The sequence below is a fragment of the Phaeobacter sp. SYSU ZJ3003 genome (assembly GCF_041300735.1).
GTDB lineage: Bacteria > Pseudomonadota > Alphaproteobacteria > Rhodobacterales > Rhodobacteraceae > Phycobacter > Phycobacter gallaeciensis_A.
Map to the genome: position 1 here is coordinate 115,437 of NZ_PXNU01000012.1, position 16,261 is coordinate 131,697.

At 60.5% G+C, this 16,261-nt stretch carries 16 protein-coding genes; 6 read left to right on the top strand and 10 right to left on the bottom strand.

Annotation, left to right across the window (positions count from 1 at the left end):
• Positions 1-23 precede the first annotated feature (23 nt).
• The 4 genes from C6W91_RS05565 to coxB form a co-directional block, all read right to left on the bottom strand.
• Positions 24-611, bottom strand: a complete 588-nt coding sequence (locus C6W91_RS05565; RefSeq protein WP_347508392.1) for a cytochrome c oxidase assembly protein — start codon at positions 609-611, stop codon at positions 24-26.
• Complete coding sequence (locus C6W91_RS05570) at positions 611-781, bottom strand: cytochrome C oxidase assembly protein (protein WP_065272705.1); 171 nt, start codon at positions 779-781, stop codon at positions 611-613. The genes C6W91_RS05565 and C6W91_RS05570 overlap by 1 nt, the downstream gene beginning before the upstream one ends.
• Before the next feature lies 1 nt (position 782).
• The gene (cyoE, locus tag C6W91_RS05575; protein ID WP_370570517.1) at positions 783-1,724 is read right to left on the bottom strand and encodes a heme o synthase; all 942 of its coding nucleotides are present in this window, start codon (positions 1,722-1,724) and stop codon (positions 783-785) included.
• Positions 1,725-1,851: 127 nt separating this feature from the next.
• Positions 1,852-2,691, bottom strand: coding sequence for a cytochrome c oxidase subunit II (coxB, locus tag C6W91_RS05580; RefSeq protein WP_065272704.1), 840 nt, complete (start codon positions 2,689-2,691; stop codon positions 1,852-1,854).
• A 207-nt stretch (positions 2,692-2,898) separates the two neighbouring features.
• Here coxB and tldD point away from each other — a divergent pair, with 207 nt between their 5' ends.
• The 3 genes from tldD (at position 2,899) to topA (ending at position 8,658) form a co-directional block, all read left to right on the top strand.
• Positions 2,899-4,320, top strand: coding sequence for a metalloprotease TldD (gene tldD, locus C6W91_RS05585; RefSeq protein WP_065272703.1), 1,422 nt, complete (start codon positions 2,899-2,901; stop codon positions 4,318-4,320).
• 257 nt (positions 4,321-4,577) lie between these two features.
• Positions 4,578-5,774: a DNA-processing protein DprA gene (dprA, locus tag C6W91_RS05590; protein WP_274867049.1), complete on the top strand. Its 1,197-nt coding sequence runs from the start codon at positions 4,578-4,580 to the stop codon at positions 5,772-5,774.
• A gap of 187 nt (positions 5,775-5,961) precedes the next feature.
• Complete coding sequence (topA, locus tag C6W91_RS05595) at positions 5,962-8,658, top strand: type I DNA topoisomerase (RefSeq protein WP_370570518.1); 2,697 nt, start codon at positions 5,962-5,964, stop codon at positions 8,656-8,658.
• A 189-nt stretch (positions 8,659-8,847) separates the two neighbouring features.
• Here the strand turns inward: topA and C6W91_RS05600 are convergent, their stop codons facing one another.
• Entirely contained in the window at positions 8,848-9,978 is a 1,131-nt protein-coding gene (locus tag C6W91_RS05600) for a Hint domain-containing protein (protein WP_370570519.1), read from the bottom strand.
• A gap of 258 nt (positions 9,979-10,236) precedes the next feature.
• On the opposite strand from C6W91_RS05600, the gene C6W91_RS05605 reads away from it, so the two are divergent.
• Together C6W91_RS05605 and C6W91_RS05610 are read left to right on the top strand one after the other, a co-directional pair.
• Positions 10,237-10,959, top strand: coding sequence for a CoA transferase subunit A (locus C6W91_RS05605; RefSeq protein ID WP_065272699.1), 723 nt, complete (start codon positions 10,237-10,239; stop codon positions 10,957-10,959).
• Positions 10,959-11,588 (top strand): 3-oxoacid CoA-transferase subunit B, encoded by a 630-nt coding sequence (locus C6W91_RS05610; protein WP_065272698.1) that lies wholly within the window; start codon positions 10,959-10,961, stop codon positions 11,586-11,588. The genes C6W91_RS05605 and C6W91_RS05610 overlap by 1 nt, the downstream gene beginning before the upstream one ends.
• A gap of 254 nt (positions 11,589-11,842) precedes the next feature.
• Here C6W91_RS05610 and C6W91_RS05615 read toward each other — a convergent pair whose 3' ends face one another.
• The 4 genes from C6W91_RS05615 to C6W91_RS05630 form a co-directional block, all read right to left on the bottom strand.
• Complete coding sequence (locus C6W91_RS05615; RefSeq protein WP_370570520.1) at positions 11,843-12,802, bottom strand: alpha/beta fold hydrolase; 960 nt, start codon at positions 12,800-12,802, stop codon at positions 11,843-11,845.
• 56 nt (positions 12,803-12,858) lie between these two features.
• Positions 12,859-13,473 carry a pyridoxamine 5'-phosphate oxidase family protein gene (locus tag C6W91_RS05620; protein ID WP_065272697.1) on the bottom strand — a complete coding sequence of 205 codons (615 nt, stop codon included), beginning with the start codon at positions 13,471-13,473 and terminating at the stop codon, positions 12,859-12,861.
• Positions 13,474-13,508: 35 nt separating this feature from the next.
• Positions 13,509-13,973: a nuclear transport factor 2 family protein gene (locus tag C6W91_RS05625; RefSeq protein WP_065272696.1), complete on the bottom strand. Its 465-nt coding sequence runs from the start codon at positions 13,971-13,973 to the stop codon at positions 13,509-13,511.
• A 100-nt stretch (positions 13,974-14,073) separates the two neighbouring features.
• Positions 14,074-14,334: a hypothetical protein gene (locus C6W91_RS05630; protein WP_274831296.1), complete on the bottom strand. Its 261-nt coding sequence runs from the start codon at positions 14,332-14,334 to the stop codon at positions 14,074-14,076.
• A 220-nt stretch (positions 14,335-14,554) separates the two neighbouring features.
• Here C6W91_RS05630 and C6W91_RS05635 point away from each other — a divergent pair, with 220 nt between their 5' ends.
• Positions 14,555-15,136 (top strand): TetR/AcrR family transcriptional regulator, encoded by a 582-nt coding sequence (locus C6W91_RS05635; RefSeq protein ID WP_274831297.1) that lies wholly within the window; start codon positions 14,555-14,557, stop codon positions 15,134-15,136.
• A gap of 23 nt (positions 15,137-15,159) precedes the next feature.
• Here C6W91_RS05635 and C6W91_RS05640 read toward each other — a convergent pair whose 3' ends face one another.
• A complete protein-coding gene (locus C6W91_RS05640) occupies positions 15,160-15,984 on the bottom strand; it encodes a lytic transglycosylase domain-containing protein (RefSeq protein ID WP_370570521.1) in 825 nt (274 codons plus the stop codon).
• Positions 15,985-16,261: the final 277 nt, after the last annotated feature.

Here is a 16,261-nt window from a genome sequence, read left to right on the forward strand (position 1 = left end):
TTAAGTGTCCCTCACCTAGCGGCCTAGTTCGTGGTTATGCCTGCCCCGGCTTTATCACCGGTGTCGAGAGCGGCATAGCCCTCGGGCAGATCGATTTCATAGAACGTGTACGAAAGCGTGATCGTATGCACGTATTTTGCGTCCCGGTCGTTGACGATTTCCGGATCCACAAAGAAGGTCACGGGCATCTGCACCCGCTCCCCCGGTTGCAGCACCTGCTCTGTGAAGCAGAAACAGGCGATTTTCTCAAAGTAGCCACCGGCCGAATAAGGCGTCACGTTATACGCTGCCTGCCCCGCGACAGGGCGGTCGGTGGGATTGTATGCTTCGTAGAACGCCAGACCGGTCTCGCCGATCTTCAGCTCCATCTCGCGCTGCACCGGTTTGAACTCCCAGGGCATGTCGCGTTCCTTGGAACCGTCAAAGCGCACCGTGATGGTCTGATCCAGCACAGTATCCGCGCCTTGCTCGGCCACGCCGGTGACGCCGCCAAATCCGGTGACCCGGCAGAACCAGTCGTAGAAGGGCACCGACGCCCAGGACAGCCCGCCCATCAGCGCGACCACGCCGACCAGTTGCAGAACCGTTTTCTGAGGTCCTTTGATCGCCATCAGCCCTGCCCCGCCTGTGATTGGGTCTGCGGGAATTTGAAGCCGTTCGAGGTGACCTTGACCATGGTCAGAGCCAGCACCAGCACCACAAAGGCGCCCAGCAGCAGACCAACGCCCATGTTGCGCCCGAGGCGCCGTTTGTGCAGTTCATGTTCCTTGCGCAAAGCCATATTACCAGCCTCCCAGACCATAGGGTTTCAACAGGGCTTCGACGAGAATCGCGCCGAAGTGCAAAAAGAGGTAGAGCAGTGACAGCTTGAAGAAACTGCGCTCAGCCTTGAAATTGTCGGCCTCGCTGTCGTCCTCATCGCGGCGGAAGATCTTCCAGGCGCCGTGCAGGAACAGCGCGTTCAGCACCACGGCCACGGCCAGATAGACCGGACCACCGATGCCCGAGAACGCGGTGCCCACAGCCAGAATCGCCAGCAGGATGGTGTAGACGAGGATATGAACGCGGGTGGCGCGGCGACCGTGGGTCACGGTCAGCATCGGAACGCCCGCATCATCGTAATCCGAGCGCATGAACAGCGCCAGCGCCCAGAAGTGCGGCGGCGTCCACATGAAGGTCAGCGCGAACATCAGCCAGGGTTCAACCGACATGGTGCCGGTGGCGGCGATCCAGCCGATCACCGGCGGGAAGGCCCCGGCGGCACCGCCGATGACGATGTTCTGCGGCGTCGCCCGCTTCAGCCACATGGTGTAGATGACGACGTAAAAGAAGATAGTGAAGGCCAGAAACGCACCGGCAAAGAGGTTCGTCGCCAGTCCCAGCATGATGCAGGAAAGGCCCGAAAGCGCCAGACCAAGGCTCAGCGCCTCGCCCTTGTCGACCTTGCCTGCGGGAATCGGGCGCGACTTGGTACGTTTCATCACCTGATCGATATCCGCATCCCACCACATGTTGAGCGCGCCAGAGGCGCCACCACCGATGGCAATGAACAGAATCGCGGCAAATCCGATGACCGGATGCACACCAACCGGAGCAGCCAGCAGGCCGACGAGGGCCGTAAACACGACCAGTGACATCACGCGCGGCTTCAGCAGGGCGAAATAATCGCCAAAGCTGGGCTCGTCTTCGCGGATGGTGCTGGCATTGATGCTTGCGTCGCTCATGTCAGTCTCTTCGGCCACTGAAGGATGGCCGCGCGGGCGCATCCTCGTTGCATTTAAGATGGTGCTATGGGCGCTACCATCGCGGCGCGCCCATGTTCGGGGCCGGACGTTCCGGCCCCTGCTTTAGTCAGTTGGAGGCAACCTGATAGGACTGCGGCAGACCCGCATATTCCTCGATCGCGCCGTCCAGCCATGCGTCATAGGCTTCCTGGCTGACCACTTTTACAGTGATCGGCATATAGGCGTGGTCCTTGCCGCAGAGTTCAGAGCACTGACCGAAGTAGATGCCTTCTTTGGTGGGCTTGAACCACAGTTCAGCCAGACGGCCGGGAACCGCGTCCTGCTTCACGCCGAAGGCAGGCATCGCCCAGGAGTGGATCACGTCGGCGCCGGTCACCTGCATCACGATGGTCTTGCCAACGGGGACAACAACAGCGGTGTCGGTTGCCAGCAGGTACTCGTCCTCGGCATAGCCGTAATCGGCCAGTTCGTCCTTGGCGAGGAGGAAGCTTTCATAGCCAAACTCGTGGTCGACGTATTCATAGCCCCAGTACCACTGGTAGCCGGTTACTTTGATGGTGACGTCGGCTTCGGGAATTTCCTGCTGGCGGAACAGTTCCGGCAGCGAGAAGGAGCCGATGAAAACCAGGATCAGGATCGGGATCACGGTCCATGCGATTTCGATCGGAGTGTGGTGGGTGAACTGCGCCGCGTTGGGGTTCGCGCGCTTGTTGAAGCGAACGATTGCGAACAGCAGCAAACCAGCCACAAAAACGCAGATGGCGGTGATGATCACCAGGATCAGCCCGTCCAGCATGTGAATGCCTTCCGCCAGTTCAGTTGCGGCCGGCTGGAAACCCAGACCGCCGTTGGTCGGCTTACCAATGGATTCAAGACCTTCTTGCGCTGTGGCTGGAAGGCTTGAGAGGCCAGCGAAAAGGCCCGAAAGCATCAAAGCATTCTTCATATCGTGTCCTGATCGTTTGATCGCGTTATTAGCTGCTACCGGTAACGTCGCTGGAAAGCTTGATTCCATAAAACGCACCGAACCCGTTGTCTTTGACGCTGCTTAAAATCATATTCCAACGTGCAGATAAAGAGGCAGGCGAGCGGCAAAGCGTCGCTTTCTTGATTTAGATCAAAAAAAACCGCCGTCGCGAAGAGGATTTGAGACATGGAAACCACGGCCTACCGCCCGTTTGAGACCAGCCTCCCCGAGGATGAGGCGCTTGGCGTGCTGCGCAGCGCCACTCAAGGGGCCGACGATGGCGAGATTTTTGCCGAGCGGCGCAAATCGGAGGCGCTGGTGTTTGATGACGGGCGGCTGCGCAGCGCCAGTTACGATGCCTCCGAAGGCTTTGGCTTGCGGGCGGTCAATGGCGATGTGGCGGGCTACGCCCATTCCACCGACGTGTCGATCAGCGCTCTGACCCGCGCCGCGGAAACGGCGCGCCTTGCGGTGGGCGATGGCGGCGGCACCTATGCCGAACCACCTGCGGCCACCAACAGACATCTTTACGCCGACACCGATCCGATCAGCGCGCTGCCCTTCCCGGTGAAGGTCGAGACCCTGCGCGAGATCGACGCGTTCGCCCGCGATCTGGATCCTCGGGTGGTTCAGGTCTCGGCGACGCTGGCGGCCTCCTTGCAGGAAGTAGAGATCCTGCGCGCCGACGGGGTACGGGTGCGCGACGTGCGCCCGATGACCCGGCTCAATGTCTCGGTGATCGTGGAACAGGACGGCCGCCGCGAAAGTGGCTCGGCCGGAGGCGGTGGTCGGGTTGGTCTGGACGGGTTGATTGATCCCGTTAGTTGGCAGGCCAAAGCCCGCGAAGCGCTGCGAATCGCGCTGGTCAATCTTAAAGCAGTGCCTGCACCCGCCGGGGAGATGGAAGTCGTGCTTGGGCCGGGCTGGCCGGGTATCCTCTTGCACGAGGCCATCGGTCACGGTCTTGAGGGCGATTTCAACCGCAAGGGCAGTTCGGCCTTTGCCGGGCTGATGGGGCAGCGGATTGCCTCGCCGGGGGTCACAGTGCTTGACGATGGCACCATCCCGGATCGGCGCGGCTCGATTACGGTCGACGATGAAGGTACCCCTAGCCAGAAAACCACTCTGATCGAGGACGGCATTCTGGTTGGCTTTATGCAGGACCGCCAGAACGCCCGCCTGATGGGGGTTGAGGCCACCGGCAACGGACGCAGGCAAAGCTATGCCCACGCCCCCATGCCGCGGATGACCAACACCTATATGATGGGCGGCGATGCCGATCCGGCAGACCTGGTGGCCGGAATCAAGGACGGGATCTGGGCCGTGGGATTCGGCGGTGGCCAGGTAGACATCACCAACGGCAAGTTCGTGTTTTCCTGCACCGAGGCCTACCGCGTGCAGAACGGCAAGGTCGGCGCACCGGTGAAGGGCGCCACCCTGATCGGCGATGGCGCCACCGCGCTGCAGCAGATTCGCGCTCTCGGCAATGACATGGAACTGGATCCCGGCATGGGCAATTGCGGCAAGGCAGGCCAATGGGTACCCGTCGGAGTCGGCCAACCCTCTGTTCTAATGGGGGGACTCACCGTTGGCGGGGCAGCAATCTAAGTAAAGATTCCCCGACCAAACCCTTCGGAGTTGAGCACAAAACGGACCCAACGGTCCGTTTTCTTGCGTGACTGTATCAGAAACTGAATCAGTCTTGCCGCCGGGAAGAGGGCGCCATTCGCGATCGCGCCAACTTTTTTCATTTAAAAACAAATAGCTATTCAAAGAATTCGAAAATCTTCGGAAAATTAAGGGTCATTCACCACCTGTTAACCCGTCAAGGTTAATTCTAATTGTGCAAACAGGCGGAGCAACGGATGACCGAAGAAGCATATTCTTCCACTCACCCCCCACTCCCACCCACCACGGAAGATCTCCGGCGTTCGTGGCTTCGCCTTTTGCGCTCCAGACGGGTAGGTCCGGCTACATTTTACCGGCTGCTGTCTGAACACGGTTCAGCGCAGAATGCGCTGGAAGCGTTGCCTAAAATGGCACGTTCCGCTGGGCTCAAAGGGTATGAAATATGCCCTTCCGATGCGGTAGACGCCGAAATAAATGTCGCAAAAGCCGCCAAAGCGCGGCTTTTGTGCTTTTCGGATCCTGAATATCCCGCTCCGCTTGCGCACCTGAAAGACGCACCGCCCGCGCTTTGGGCCATTGGCAACCTGTCCTTGCTGCAACGTCCCATGATTGCCATCGTCGGGGCCCGCAATGCCTCCTCCCTCGGGACGCGAATGGCGCGGGCACTGGCGCATGATCTCAGTGCCGCAGGATATGTGGTCGTCTCCGGGCTGGCGCGCGGCGTGGACACCGCCGCGCATCTTGCCGCCCTGCCCTCCGGTACCATTGCCGTCATGGCAGGCGGCGCTGATGTAATTTATCCTTCGGAAAACAACCGTCTGGGCAAGAGCATCGGCGAGCAGGGTCTGATCCTGTCCGAACAACCCATGGGCCTGGCACCGCAAGCCCGCCATTTCCCGAAACGCAACAGAATCATTGCGGGGCTGGCCCAGGCCGTTGTGGTGGTCGAGGCCGCAGCCAAATCCGGCAGCCTGATTACCGCCCGCGACGCGTTAGATCTGGGCCGCGAGGTGCTGGCGGTTCCTGGCCATCCCTTCGATGCCCGCGCTTCGGGCTGCAACATGCTGATCCGCGACGGGGCGCAATTGGTGCGCAATGCCGCAGACGTGATCGCCGCGCTGCCGCCGGTGGAACAGCCTGCCCCTCTTTCAGGCTCTACCGATCAGCCTGACGCGCCACCTGCCAACGCAGGCCTCGCGGATCTGCCGCCGCCGCCTCCCGAACGGCGAAGCCTGCGCGAAACAGCCGCGCTGCATCAACAGGTTCTGGCCCGGCTCGGTCCCTCTCCCACGCCGGAGGATCAATTGCTGCAGGACCTATCTGTCGCGCCAAAGGAGCTGTCCTCGGTCCTGACCGAACTGGAACTGGATGGCGCAGTCGACCGCCATCCCGGGGGCATGCTGTCCCGCCCGCCCGGAAGGGACGAAGGATGACGTGGGCCAGCCGATCCGGGCAAGCAACCCGGTCCTCACAGCTTGCCCTACATGGCGCAAAACATGGTGCAAAGGCAGCGCAACGCATGCGTCCAAAGCCCACGGATTGACAATCTCCCCTTGCGCGCCACATGTTGCCCCGCCATAGAACGCGCAGTATCCGCCCCTCAAGAGGTCCTGAATTTACATGCCAGTTGTTGTCGTCGAATCCCCGGCCAAGGCCAAAACAATCAATAAATACCTGGGCTCTGACTACACTGTGCTGGCGTCTTACGGACACGTCCGTGACCTGCCGCCAAAGGATGGGTCGGTCGATACCGAGCATGAGTTTGACATGAAATGGGAGGTCGGAAACGACAGCCGCAAACACGTCAAGGCCATCGCCGACGCTCTGAAAGAAGACAACGCCCTGATTCTCGCGACTGACCCTGATCGCGAAGGAGAAGCGATCAGCTGGCACCTGCAGGAAGCGCTGACCAAGCGCCGGTCGATCAAGAAGGACACACCGGTGAGCCGCGTGACCTTCAACGCGATCACCAAGGAAGCTGTCGCCGAAGCGATGAAAAACCCGCGTCAGGTGGATATGCCGCTGGTCGAGGCCTATCTGGCCCGCCGCGCGCTGGATTACCTCGTGGGCTTCAACCTGTCGCCGGTGCTGTGGCGCAAACTGCCCGGCGCACGGTCTGCGGGCCGTGTGCAATCGGTCTGCCTGCGTCTGATCGTTGAACGCGAGATGGAGATCGAAGCCTTCAATCCGCGCGAATACTGGTCGGTGAAGGCGCAACTTTCGACCCCGCGCGGGCAGGAATTCGAAGCGCGCCTGACGGTCCTGGGCGGCGACAAGCTGGATAAATACAGCCTCGCCAACTCCACTGCCGCAGACCTGGCAGTCAAAGCAGTTTCCAGCCGCGACCTGAAGGTGCAATCGGTGGAGGCAAAGCCTGCCTCCCGCAACCCTTCTGCACCCTTCATGACCTCCACCCTGCAGCAGGAAGCCAGCCGCAAGTTCGGCATGGGCGCGCGCCAGTGTATGAACGCGGCCCAGCGCCTTTATGAGGCAGGCTATATCACCTATATGCGGACCGACGGTATCGACATGGCGCCCGAGGCGGTACAGGCCGCCCGCGCCGAGATCGAAACCCGCTATGGCGCCGACTACGTGCCGTCCTCGCCACGCATCTACAAGAACAAGGCCAAGAACGCCCAGGAAGCGCACGAATGTATCCGCCCCACGGATATGAGCCGCGATGCCAAAAGCCTGAAGGTCAGCGAAGAAGAGCAGCGCAAGCTTTATGATCTGATTTGGAAGCGCACGATCGCCTGCCAGATGGAAGGCGCCCGGATGGAGCGCACCACCGTCGATATCGGATCAGGCGACGGTCAGGTGGTGCTGCGCGCAACTGGTCAGGTGGTGCTGTTCGACGGTTTCATGCGCGTCTACGAAGAAGGCCGCGACGATGTGGTGGACGAGGACGACAAGCGCCTGCCGCAAATCATGAACGGCGAAAACGTCAACTTTGCCTCCTCGCTGGCAGCGCAGGCGGAAAAAGCGGGCAAGGACGCCGCGATCCTGTCGGAGAACGCCGCCGTTCTGGGCCTGCAGCACCACACCCAGCCGCCACCGCGTTATACCGAGGCGACGCTGGTCAAGAAGATGGAAGAACTGGGCATCGGCCGTCCGTCGACCTATGCCAGCGTGATCACCACGATCCAGGACCGCGAATACGTCCGCAAGGAAAAGAACCGCCTGTTCCCCGAGGACAAGGGCCGGATCGTCACCATCTTCCTACTGAACTTCTTCAAACGCTACGTGGAATACGATTTCACCGCCGCGCTGGAGGAACAGCTGGATGACGTCAGCGCCGGTGAGGCCGATTACAAGGACATCCTGAGCAATTTCTGGCGCGACTTTTCCGCTGCGATTGCCGAGACATCGGATCTGCGGATCTCCGAGGTGCTGGATGTGCTGGACGATGCGCTGGCGCCGCAGCTCTACCCGCCGCGCGAAGATGGCACCGACCCGCGCATCTGCCCCAAATGCGGCGCGGGCCAGCTGCACCTGAAGACTTCGCGCACCGGCGGTTTTGTTGGCTGCGGCAACTACCCGGAATGCAACTACACCCGCCCGATCTCTGGCGAAGGCGCCGAAGGCTATGAGCGGGTCCTTGGCGAGGATGACGGTGACGAGATCCACCTGAAATCCGGCCGCTTTGGCCCCTATGTCCAGCGCGGCGAGACCACGCCGGAAAACAAGAAGCCGCCACGCTCATCCCTGCCAAAACAGGGCCGTGATTATCTGCCGGGCTGGGGCCCGAACGAGATCACTCTGGAGCAAGCCGTAACGCTGCTGACCCTGCCGCGCCAGATCGGGGAACACCCCGATGGCGGCATGATCGCCTCGAACCTTGGCCGGTTCGGTCCTTACATCATGCACCAGCGCCCGGATGAAGAAAAACCGGTTTACGTGAACCTGAAAGAGACGCTGGATGTCTTTGAAATCGGGATGAACCGGGCGGTGGAAATGCTGGCCGAGAAACGCGCCAACCCGGGCCGTGGCCGCCGCGCTGCTGCCAAGCCGCTGAAAGAACTGGGCGAACACCCCGAAAGCGGCGGCGCTATTAGCATCATGGACGGTCGTTATGGGCCTTACGTCAAATGGGAGAAGGTGAACGCCACCCTGCCCAAGGACGTAGAGCCCAAGGATGTTACCGTGGAAATGGCGGTGCAGCTGATCGCCGACAAAGCGGGCAAGACCAAGAAGAAAGCCCCGGCGAAAAAGGCCGCGCCCAAGAAGGCCGCTGCAAAGAAAACCACCGCCAAGAAACCTGCGGCGAAAAAGACAGCCAGCAAGAAGACCGCAGCCAAAGACGCAGGCGACAGCTAGGCTCGACCTTCGCCACACATGACTACCCTTGCCCGGCCAGAAACCGGGTGGCTCCCGCCGGACCGGGTCACAGTAAAGAACTGTGACCGTTCCGTTGGGCCCGGCGCCGCTGACGCGGCGTGGTCCGGGCTGGCCATCTTTGCACAACCCAAATTCAAGCTCGTCCAGGCGGCATTCTAGGTTCAGCGCCTAGGCGCGATCCCACAGCATGCCTGACGAAGCCTCCCAAGCGGCTGGGTTCGCCAGAGGCGGCCGTTTGTTACGCCGGTGACGCCGGACGAGGTTCGCAGCCGCAGCGCCGGAAATGCAGGGTCTGGCGGCACTTGGCGCGGGCTGTCCCTGCATCAGAAACGGCAGGCGTTTTCGCAGGCTGGCGCGGTTTTCCGGCGACAGGCCTGCCAGTGCGATGGGGCCCGGTAGAAAACTCTCGACCGGCGCGCCTTCGGCGAAGAGGATTTCGTGCCGTTTGAGCATCAGGTGCCAGTAGTGATGCCTCGCTTGCACCACCGGCTGGGTGACGCCCGGCAGATCGATCATCTTCGTTGCCGGGACAAAGACCTGATCCGTTCCAAACATCCGGCCTGCAATGGGCGAGTCGAACAAAACCCGGTGCTGCGGCGACAGATAGAGATCGCGTTCCGGAAATCCCGCACCCAGCGCCTTTTCCCGAAGCCGGATCGGGGAGGTCCGCCGCCCCGCTGACACGGTTTCCTGCCCCAGCCAGATCAGGGGTTGAAACCCATGATCCAGCGTTTCCACGAGATCGCCGACCGACAGGCGCTCCACCGGGACCTCCCCGGCCGCTGCGCGTATCCGCGTTCCTTCAAGGAAGCAGACAACAAAAGCATCGGCTTCGCGGTCGACATAGGCATGGGTGCCCGCGTCATTAACGATGCCGGTGAACGTCATCGAGCGAATGCCGCCATCATTCAGCACATCGTTTTTGGCCGACCCCACCAGGAAGGGCGCCAGAAAGGTGCGCCCGGACATATCCTGCAGCAACAGAATCTCGGCCGCGGCTGTGGAGCCGTCATTGAAGACGAGATCGACTTGGTAATCGATGACACTGTCGAGCCCCGACGCGATGCCATCAAAGATCACATCTTCGGGAGACCAGCCGTAATCATTGCTGGAAACCGCACCGTCACCGCTTGGATCATCGAGAGTGAGATAGTCCAACTGCTGATACAAGGGAGATCCAGCAGAGCCGAAGGTCATGCCCACCAGCGCGGCCGCATTCTCGGCCACCGCATCCTGTTCGTCAGGATCCAGATCGGCCATAGCCCCCAGATTGATAACTTCGATTGTTTTCTGAGCCAATACAGGGCTCCTACACGCAACATATTCAACTATTCCAACATTAGCCCAACAACTCTTAACATTCCCCTTTCCGGAAACCCGTTTCGCTGAGCATCATTGACAGTAGGTCCTGGCACGGCCATGCCACGGGACACCGGTGGTCACGGCGTCGGTCATGGGAACCTGGCTCCGTAGAAATACGCGTTTTTCTCCGTATTATTGACTCTGCCGACGCCGAGGCGCAGAACCCTCTCCAATAGGCAGTTTAGGGAGAACTCCGTGAAAAAAGTCTACTCCAACGCCGCCGAAGCGCTTGACGGGCTGCTTCATGACGGCATGTTCATCGCCGCCGGGGGCTTTGGCCTCTGCGGTATTCCAGAGCTTCTGCTGGACGCGATCAAAGACGCCGGCACCAAGGATCTGACCTTCGCCTCCAACAACGCGGGCGTTGATGATTTTGGCATCGGCATCCTGCTGCAGACCAAGCAGGTGAAAAAGATGATCTCCTCCTACGTGGGTGAGAACGCCGAATTCATGCGTCAGTACCTGTCCGGAGAGCTGGAGCTGGAATTCAACCCGCAGGGCACCCTGGCCGAGCGCATGCGCGCAGGCGGCGCGGGCATCCCCGGCTTCTTCACCAAGACCGGCGTGGGCACCGTGATTGCCGAAGGCAAGTTCGAAAAGCAGTTCCCGACCGGACCGGATGGCGCCATGCAGGACTACATCATGGAAGAGGGCATCTTTGCCGATCTCGCCATCGTGAAAGCCTGGAAAGCAGACGAAACCGGCAACCTGGTGTTCCGCAAGACCGCGCGTAACTTCAACGTGCCCGCCGCCACCTGCGGCAAGGTCTGCGTTGTCGAGGTCGAGGAAATCGTGCCCACTGGCAGCCTTGACCCTGATCACATCCACCTGCCCGGTATCTATGTGCACCGCATCATCCAGGGCGAGCACGAAAAGCGCATCGAACAGCGCACCGTTCGTCAGAAGGAGACCGCATAATGGCTTGGGATCGCAATCAGATGGCCGCACGCGCGGCACAGGAACTGCAGGACGGCTGGTATGTGAACCTCGGCATTGGTATCCCGACGCTGGTGTCGAACTACATCCCCGAAGGCGTCGAGGTGACGCTGCAATCCGAGAATGGCATGCTGGGCATGGGCCCCTTCCCCTACGAGGGTGACGAGGATCCCGACCTGATCAACGCCGGCAAGCAAACCATCACCGAACTGCCGCAGACCGCGTTCTTCGACTCGGCACAGTCCTTTGCCATGATCCGTGGCGGCAAGATCGCCATGGCGATCCTAGGCGCCATGGAAGTGGCGGAAAACGGCGATCTGGCCAACTGGATGATCCCCGGCAAGCTGGTCAAAGGCATGGGCGGCGCGATGGATCTGGTCGCAGGCGTTGGCCGCGTGGTCGTGGTCATGGACCACACCAACAAGCACGGCGACAGCAAGGTTCTGAAGGCCTGCACCCTGCCGCTGACCGGCAAGGGCGTCGTGGACCGCATCATCACCGGTCTGGGCGTTCTGGACGTGGTCGAAGGTGGCCTGAAGATCGTTGAGCTGGCCGAAGGCGTCACCGAAGAAGAACTGCGCGCCGCAACTGAGGCGACCATCGTCAACTGATTGCTTAGCGACAGAAGAAACAAAAAAGGCCCGCCTGATACATTAGGCGGGCCTTCTTTTTGGCCGAAGCGGGTGCAGGACCTCGAAATCATCCGCGCCGTGCCAGAGGCGTACATACTTGCGCTGTGCCCACAGGAGATGACGGCCTGCAGCAGCGATGTAGCGCCCATGTCCTCGCCCTGAACAATGTCGATGGCAAAGGCATTACGGCAGTTAAACAGGCGGGGGCGGATATCATCCCGGCCCCCACCCTGTCAGTTGTTGATACGATCGAGAAAGCTCAGCATCTTCCCGGCGATTTCCGGCCCCTTTTCCTGCAGGGCGAAATGGCCGGTGTTCAGCAAGTGAAACTCCAGATCGGTAAGATCGCGTTTATAGGGGTGCGCCCCTTCCTCGGGGCAGATCTGATCATTGGCGCCCCAGACCAACAGCGCGGGGGGCTGGTGTTCGCGAAATAGTGCCTGCCACTTGGGGTACTCGCTCAGGTTCGAGCCATAATCGAGGAACATTTCCAGCTGCACCTCCTGGTTGCCCGGGCGGTCCAGCAGATACTGGGCGTGCCAGAAATGGTCCGGGCTGACGCTGGCGGGGTTCTCTGCCCCATGGGTGAACTGCCATTTGGTGGCATCAAGGGTCAGAAAGCCGCGCAGCGCATCGCCGTTCTCCGGGCTGGGATCGGCCCAATAGGCGCGCATCGGCCCCCAGAACTCCCTTAGCCCCTCTTCATAGGCATTGGCGTTCTGGATGATGAAACCCGAGACCCGCGCCGGATCCTCGGCGAACATGCGAAACCCAACCGGTGCGCCATAATCGGTCATATAGACCGCGTAATTCTTCACGCCCTTCTGGTCCAGAAGCTGCGTCACCAGATCCGCCGTATTGGCAAAGCTGTAGTCATAATCGGCAGCAAGCGGCATGTCCGAGGCGCCAAACCCGGGATAATCCGGCGCGATCACATGATACTCCTCCGCCAGCACCGGGATCAGGTCACGGAACATATAGGAAGAACTGGGGAACCCGTGCAGCAGCAGCACCGTCGGGTTCCTGGGATCACCTGCCTCACGATAGGCAATCGTGAGGCCCTCGATCATTTGCGAGGAAAAGGCGGTCTCGGGCATCGTGGATGCCTGAGCCGACGGCGCCACCGCAGGAGAGAGCGTCAGCGCCGCCGTAACAAGGGCTGAATTCAGCATGTTCATCGGGTCGAATGTCATATCAATTTACCTCGTAACAGAACGTACTGCAGCCAACAGAAACGGAATGGCTGCCTTCAGACCTTCTGGCCTGCTTTCAGTCTTTCATTCTCCGCTTTGAGCTGGGCCAGCTGGCTGCGCAGGGGCGCCAGGTGAGGCTCCAGCTCCTCCAGCGTCAGACGCTCGGGGATGTGGCTGGGGCAATTCCAGTCAAAGGCTTCCAGATGGATCAGGATGGCCCGCTCAGGCGCAGCGCGCGCGCCGGTCGGGAACAGGCCATCCGTGGCCTCTGCACCTTCGATGATTTCAACCGTGCCCCAGATCTTCAGCCGCCGCCGGTTCGGGTAATCCATCAGGATCATCGCGAGACGGGCGTTGTCGGTCAGATTGCCAAGCGAGATATACTGCTTGTTGCCGCTGAAATCGGCATAGGCGATGGTCTTTTCGTCCACCACTTTCAGGAAACCGCGCGGTCCGCCCCGGAACTGGACGTAGGGCCAGCCGGTTTCCGAAACGGTTGCCTGATAGAAGCCGTCGCGCTCGGCGATAAAGGCGGCTTCGGCGACGCCGATCCGATCGCCGGAGCGTTCCGGGGTTTCCAGCAGGCGCCCATAGGCACGGGCAGACCCCTGCCGCTTCTGATGCTCACGCACGGATTCGGTAAAGGCAATTTCTGCAAAGGCACGGGGCATGGTTGCTCTCGCTTTCTTAGGACTGAACGGACAGATCAGAGACCGAGGTCAGAGAGACCGGGGTGATCATCGGGGCGACGGCCCAGCGGCCAGTGGAACAGACGCTCGTCTTCGCTGATCGGCTTGTCATTGATCGAGGCAATGCGGCGCTGCATGCGGCCGTCTTCGGCGAATTCCCAGTTTTCGTTGCCATAGGCCCGGTACCACTGGCCGCTATCATCGCGCCATTCATAGGCAAACCGCACGGCAATGCGGTTGTCGGTATAGGCCCAGAGTTCCTTGATCAGGCGGTATTCCAGCTCACGCGACCACTTGCGGGTCAGCAGGGCGCGAATTTCATCGTGGCCGGTGACGAATTCGGCGCGGTTCCGCCAGGGGCAGTTATCGGTATAGGCCGGTGCAACGATCTGAGGATCGCGGGTGTTCCAGCCATCTTCGGCAAGGCGCACCTTCTTTTTGGCGCTGGCTTCGTCGAAAGGCGGCAAGGGGGGACGGGTCATTCGGCGTGTCCTTTGGTATTCATTTGGTTCGGAGGAGGAGAAGGTAAGGAAACCCCGGCCAGGGGGAGGCTTGGCCGGGGTTTATTGAGGGCGGCACCAATCAGTCGGCGGCCACCTTCAAGGCGAAAGCCGGGGTGTTGGCCTTCGCCACATGGGCAGCCACCGGGGCAGCCACATGAACGGTAAAAAGGGATGCGAGAGCGGCAGCGCGGCTCGGCGCCATGACGCCATTGGCGGAGTCAGACGGAAGGGAAAGAACGGTAGCTTCCGGCGGTGGGGGCGCCAGCATCGCCACGGCAATACCTGCGGTCAGAACAACGGGAGCCAAAGGGGATCGCATGGGGCTGAATAGTCGTTTCATCTGCGCCTCCACTGCTGCGCTTGCTTAACTGTACTGATCGGTAAATCCTGAACTCAAAGTGTACTGATCGGTACCCTTTTGCAATTCATTTTTTGTGATGTCCATTGAACGAATTCGTGAACACGATCTCAATCCTATGAAATTGTTCACTTTAATGTGTCGCAGTTGCCAACGCTGCACCTGCAAACTATGTACAGATCGGTACACAAAGAGACGAATCATGCGCCCAAACAAGCGAGACGAGCTGGTCCGAAAGGCCCTTGATGTATTTTACCGGAACGGGTTTCACGCCACCGGCATGGACAAGCTGGTGAGCGAAACCGGTGTGTCGAAGACATCGATGTACAAACACTTCCGCACCAAGGAGGATCTGATCCTCGCGGTGCTGCGCCTTCGGGATGAAAACTTCCGCCACTGGCTTTATCGCCGCATCGAAGAGCTAAGCGACACGCCGAAAGGACAGATGCTGGCGTTGTTCGACGCGCTTTCGGAATGGTTCACCAAGCCCGAGTTTCGTGGCTGCATGTTCATCAAGGCCAGCGCCGAGTTCCAGGAGATCAACCACCCGATCCACGCCCAGTCGGCCGCGCACAAGCAGATCCTGCAGGACCATTTTTCCGAAATCGCAGAGGCCGCAGGCGCCAATGATCCGCGGCTGCTGGCCCGTCAACTGCTGCTGCTGAAAGAAGGCGCAATCGTCTCGGCAGTGCTGGCGCGCGGCGGCGGGCTGGCCGGAGACCCCGCTGCGGACGCCAAAGAGGCCGCGCGCGGGCTGATTGATTTGCAGATCCCCTCAACCTGACACCTGCCCGGTTGTTCAACCGGTCATTCAAACCGGCGGAAAACGCAGCCGTCGGTGATCAACTCGGGCGGCGTCATGCACAGGCTGCGGGCCACCTGATAGGCCGCCAGCACCTTTGGCACGTAATCCCGCGTTTCCGGAAAGGGCGGCACGCCCTGATGGCTGCGCACCGCGCCCTCACCCGCGTTATATCCGGCCAGGGCCAGAACCGCGTCGTTTTCAAATTCCTGCATCAACCAATCGAGGTATTTGACGCCCCCCGCGATATTCTGCGGCGCCTCGAAGGCATCGGTGACCCCAAATCGGATGGCGGTGTCCGGCATCAACTGCATCAGCCCCTGCGCCCCGGCCGAGCTTTGCGCATCTACCCGCCCCTCGCTTTCCACCGCGATCACCGCCAGAGCCAGCGCCGGAGAGACCCGTGTGCCCACACTGGACAAAAGGATCGGCGTGCCTTGCGCTGCAACGATGTCCTGCAGCAGCTGCAGCCGCGGCGCAGCAACGCCACCTGTGCCCCCGGGTGAGGAAAGCGCGGCGATGGCAAGCTCCAGACGTGCAGCGCCGGTTGTCGCCCCCAGTTCCGGCGCAACCTGCTCCCAGAACCACTCATAGCGCCCCGGCTGGACCTCTTCGTCAGCTTCGCCCGCTGCCACCGCTTGCGCTGGGGGCGCCTCTGCATTTGGTTCGATTTGCACGGTGATGCGCGGCCCTGCCCCGGGTTGCGGCGGCTTAACCCGCTTTGCCTCGAAGTCGGGAAAAGGTTTAGGCGCCTGTTCCGCGCTTACGGGAAAGGCAAGCCAAAGGGAAAACCACACCGCAACAGCGGCACGAAAACGACGAATGGTCATGGGACTATTCAAAATCCTGTGAAGCGCTCAGCTTTTGGTTCTCAAGACTCGGTGAAATCCCTACCCGAATCCAGTCCACAGGTTCAGAATCTGGCATATTCGCCATATTTACAGGGGCCTGCCGCGCAAAAGCCACGCAGGTTTACATCTCATAAAGACTTAAGTCCTTTAGTTTCAGAGCTTTGCTAAATTTCTTTAAAAATCATTAAATTTTGACTGCCTTTCCGGTTTTCGGCCCAAATGCTGCCACGCTCACCCGGCTATATGTATTCATCCA